This window comes from Streptomyces boluensis (assembly GCF_009908195.1).
GTDB lineage: Bacteria > Actinomycetota > Actinomycetes > Streptomycetales > Streptomycetaceae > Streptomyces > Streptomyces boluensis.
Genome location: NZ_JAAAHS010000505.1, coordinates 1 through 4,684, shown reverse-complemented (window position 1 = coordinate 4,684; position 4,684 = coordinate 1). Strand labels below are relative to the sequence as shown.

Genomic DNA, 4,684 nt, shown 5'->3' with positions numbered 1-4,684 from the left:
GCGGACAGGTCCTGATCGACCAGCTCGTCGCCCATGGCGTCGACACCGTGTACGGCGTGCCCGGCGAAAGCTACCTCGCCGCGCTCGACGCCCTGCACGACGCTCCCGTACGCATGGTGGTGTGCCGTCACGAAGGGGGCGCCGCCTACATGGCGGAGGCGCACGGCAAGCTCACCGGGCGTCCCGGAGTCTGCTTCACGACCCGGGGGCCCGGTGCCACCAACGCTCTGGTGGCGCTGCACACCGCGCACCAGGACGCCACTCCGCTGATCCTCTTCATCGGCCTGGTGCCCCGCGGGCACACCGACCGGCACTCCTTCCAGGAGCTCGACCTGCGCGGCACGTTCGGAGCCAGCGCCAAGCTCGTCGAGACGATCGACGACGCCGCCCGGATACCCGAGTACGTCGCCCGCGCCTTCGCCGTCGCGGAGGGCGGCCGCCCCGGACCCGTCGTGCTCGGCCTGCCCGAGGACATGCTCACTGACATCGTCCGCGTGGCCGACGGAGTCCCCGCCCCGCCCGCGGAAGGTGCCGTCTCGGAGGCCGAACTCGAGCGACTTCGGGGGCTGTTGAGCGCGGCAGAGCGTCCCCTCGTGGTGCTCGGCGGCAGCCGCTGGACCGACGAGGCGCGCGCCGACGTGCGAGTCTGGGCCGAAGCGTGGCGGCTGCCCGTCGCGACCGACTTCCGCTGCCAGGACCTCCTCGGCCACGACTCCGATTCGTACGTCGGCGCCCTCGGCTACGGCCGCTCCGACCACCTCGCCGAGCGGCTGCGCACCGCCGACCTCGTGATCGCGCTCGGCGCTGCCCCCGGTGACGTGCCCACGGACGGCTTCACGCTGCTGCCCACCGACGGGGCCGGCCCCCGCCTGGTCACCGCGCTGCCCGAACCGCTGGCACCGGGACACCTGTACCGGGCGGAGCTCGCCCTCCTTGCCGCGCCGACAGCCGTCGGCCGGGCCCTGGGCGCCCTCCGGCCGGACGGCACCCCGCCATGGGCGGTTCACACCAAGGAGGACAGGGCAGCGCACCTCGCGTTCCGCACACCCCTGCACGACACCGACCCGCTGGACCTCGGCACTGTCTTCGAGACCCTGAACGCGCGCCTGCCCGCGGATCGCGTCGTCACGTTCGGTGCGGGCAACCATGCGATCTGGGCGCAGCGCTTCCTCGCCCTGGACGGCGGCGCCCGCCAACTCGCCCCGCGCAACGGGTCGATGGGCTACGGCATCCCGGCCGCCGTCGCCGCCGCGCTCGCCGAACCCGACAAGGCCGTGGTGTCGGTCGCAGGTGACGGCTGCTTCCTCATGAACGGCCAAGAACTGGCCGCCGCTGTGGCCGAGGGCGTCACGCCGCTGATCCTCGTACTCGACAACAGCCAGTACGGCACGATCCGCCAGCACCAGGAACAGAGCTACCCGGGCCGGGTCAGCGGCACGGCGCTCGGCAACCCGGACTTCGCCGCGTACGCCCGTGCCTTCGGCGCCCATGGCGAAACCGTCACCGCCACCGAGGAGTTCGCACCCGCCCTGGAACGTGCGCTCACCAGCGGCAAGGCCGCCCTGATCGAGCTGAAGGTGACCCAGGGCCGACTCGCGCCCGGTGTCACCGTCGCATCCGTGCGCAAGGAGAACGCCGATGTCTGACCTGTCCCTGCACAACCTCATCGACGGCGGCCGGGTCGACATCGCGGACCGCATGGAGCTGACCGACCCGTCGACCGGAGCGGTCTACGGCACGGCGCCGCGTTCCTCCGCGGCCGACGTGGACACGGCCGTCGCAGCGGCCCGCCGGGCCCTGCCCGCCTGGCGCCGCAGTACCCCGGCCCGCCGGCAGGAAGCGCTCCTGAAGCTCGCCGACCTCGTCGTCGCCCACGCCGACCAGCTGCTCGACGCCGAGGTACGGAGCACGGGCAAGCCGCGCGAGGCGACCCGTACGCTCGAAATCCTGCGCGGTGCCGACCAGTTGAGGTTCTTCGCGGGCGCGGCCCGCGTCCTGGAGGGCGTTGCGGCGGGGGAGTACGCGGAAGGACACACTTCTTACATCCGGCGCGAGCCCGTCGGCGTGGTCGCCCAGGTCACGCCGTGGAACTACCCGTTCATGATGGCCGTGTGGAAGCTCGGCCCCGCGCTCGCGGCCGGCAACACGGTGGTGCTCAAGCCGTCCGACACGACGCCCTGGTCGACCGTGCTCCTCGGCGAACTCGCCCAGGAGGCTTTCCCACCGGGCGTAGTCAACGTCATCTGCGGCGACCGCGACACGGGTCGCGCCCTCGTCGCCCACCCAGACGTCGACATGGTCGCCATCACCGGCAGCACACGTGCCGGCTCCGAGGTGATGGCCGAGGCTGCGCGCGACGTCAAGAACGTCCACCTGGAGCTGGGAGGCAAGGCCCCGGCCGTCGTCTTCGCCGACGTCGACCTGGTGCGCACGGCCCGCGCCCTCGCCGACGCGGCCTTCTTCAACGCCGGCCAGGACTGCACCGCGCTGACCCGTGTACTCGTCCAACGCGACTCCTACGACGCCCTGTTGGCCGCGCTCGTCGAAGCGGCGCGCATCACGAGGACCGGTTCACCCGACGAGGCGGACGTCCTCTACGGCCCCCTCAACAGTGCGGCACACGCCGCCCGCGTCGCGTCCGTCGTGGACGGACTGCCGGCCCACGCGACCGTCGAGACCGGAGGCAGCCGACTCGACCGCCCGGGGTACTTCTTCCCGCCCACCGTCATCTCCGGGGTCCAGCAGGACGACGACGTCGTGCAGCGGGAGACCTTCGGCCCGGTCGTCACGGTCCAGCCCTTCGATACCGAGGAAGAGGCCATCGCCCTTGCCAACGGCGTCGACTTCGGACTCGCCTCCAGCGTCTGGACCACCGAACTCGGCCGCGCCATGAGGGTGAGCGCCGACCTCGACTTCGGCTGCGTATGGCTCAACTGCCACCAGGTGATCCCCGCCGAGATGCCCCACGGCGGCTACAAGCAGTCCGGCATCGGCCGCGACCTCAGCCGCTACGGCCTCGACGACTACATGCGGGTCAAGCACGTAATGGCAGCTCACCAACAGCCCTGAGCCACGGGAGGAACCTCATGACGCAGATGTACGGAACCACGTCCGCGACCGTCGCCGAGAAACTGCGCCTGCGCCGTGAACTGGCCGCTGCTACCGCCTGGTCGCCCACTTCGGGATGACCGACCTCATCCAACGCCGCCCGACGGATGAATGCCCCACGAAGCTGTCCGCCCTGTAGCGGTCGACGATCTTCTCTGTCGGTGCCCCGCGGCGAGCGGCAGTCGGGCGGGCCCGGTGAGTTTCTCCGGCCTGTCCCGTGCTGCTGCCCGCTGCCGACCGAGATCGGCAGCCGTGGTGCCTCCGGAACTCATCGAGAAACGCTGATCTTCGACGTGGGCAGAGCCACAGCCCGCTACCAAGCCGTCATCACCCTCGCCAGCACCCTCATCTGGCTCACCGAGTGATCGGCAAGACGCTACCTAGGGCGCTTTCTTCGGATGCACAGACGGACGGGGGAGCGGCCGCCCCGACGATGATCAGCGTGGAGAGCGCCGTCACACGCAGCGTCATCAGCCCGGCCTGCTCACCCCGCCAGGTGAAACGCTCAGTCGCTGCTCGCTGCCCACCCCCGGGGAATCCGGCCCCACCCATAGAAGCCCCAGGCCTCGCCGTCGGTGGACTTGCAGATGAGTCCCAACTGACGCCCGCTGTCAGCTCCCTTCGCATTCCTGGGGAGCCTCAGCTGCCCATTCCCCCGAACACGTGTGCCCGGCAGGTAGCCTCCTCGGACTGGCGATGGCGAGCGGGGGATCGTGGTGTGGGGAGCGGAGAGGACCGTGCGGAGCATGTGGCGCCGTACGAGGGCCGTGCTCGCTCTGACTCTCGTCGTGCTGGCGGGCGCGATGTTGGTGACGTGGGCAACGGACTCCGGGCCGTTTTCGCCGCGCAGCTACTGCTGGGGCGCTTGGCAGGAGGGCAGCGGCCCGCAGGTGCTCGGGGAAGACTTCGAGCGAGTGGCCGAGGAGTCCGGTGCGCCGGAACGTGGTGAACAGGCCACGTGCACCATGGAGACCGCCGCCAACAGGCTGGTCGCCCGCGTCGGTCCGCCGCCCCGCTCGACGGGTCGGCCGCGCCAGGTATGGCTGGCCGACGTGCTGCACGGGAACGCCGCGCCGTTGCCCGAGGGGCTGCCCGGCGTCGTGGGCAGGGACCGGGGCACGCTCGTACTGCCGAAGGAGTGTGACAGCGGGGGTGTGCCCATGGTCGTCACCGTGCGGTCGCATGGCCTCGTACCGGAACTCGAATCCGAACGGGACGTCGTCGAGCTGCTGTTGTCCCTGGCGAACACCGCCCGGGAGAAGGCGGGCTGCGCCCAGGGGGAGCCGTCACGGATCACTGCCCCTGTGCGGACGGCGCAGCAGGGGGAGACCTACCCGCAAGGCCGCCCGTCGTGCCGTGTTCCCGGGATGCGGATCGAGCCGCGACACGGCACGCTCCTGGGCTACGCGAGTGCCGTCGGGAACCGTCTCCAGACCTGCTCCCTGGAACTCTCCGACAAGAACGGGGACATCACCGCGCGGGGTCAGTTCGTCATGACGTCGCACCCCCGGCTGACTGCACTCTTCGCGGGCATGGCGGGCGACACGTCTCCGGGTGCGGGGTGGCGGGGCAAGGG

General features: G+C 71.2%; 3 protein-coding genes. All 3 read left to right on the top strand.

What is annotated here, in order from left to right; genetic code table 11:
• Positions 1–1,646: thiamine pyrophosphate-dependent enzyme (locus GUY60_RS34755; RefSeq protein ID WP_161705224.1), on the top strand; the 1,646-nt coding region annotated here is incomplete at its 5' end.
• Complete coding sequence (locus GUY60_RS34750; RefSeq protein WP_161705222.1) at positions 1,639–3,069, top strand: gamma-aminobutyraldehyde dehydrogenase; 1,431 nt, start codon at positions 1,639–1,641, stop codon at positions 3,067–3,069. The genes GUY60_RS34755 and GUY60_RS34750, both read left to right, overlap by 8 nt.
• A 785-nt stretch (positions 3,070–3,854) precedes the next feature.
• A partial coding sequence (locus GUY60_RS34745; RefSeq protein ID WP_161705220.1) for a hypothetical protein occupies positions 3,855–4,684 on the top strand: 830 nt, incomplete at its 3' end.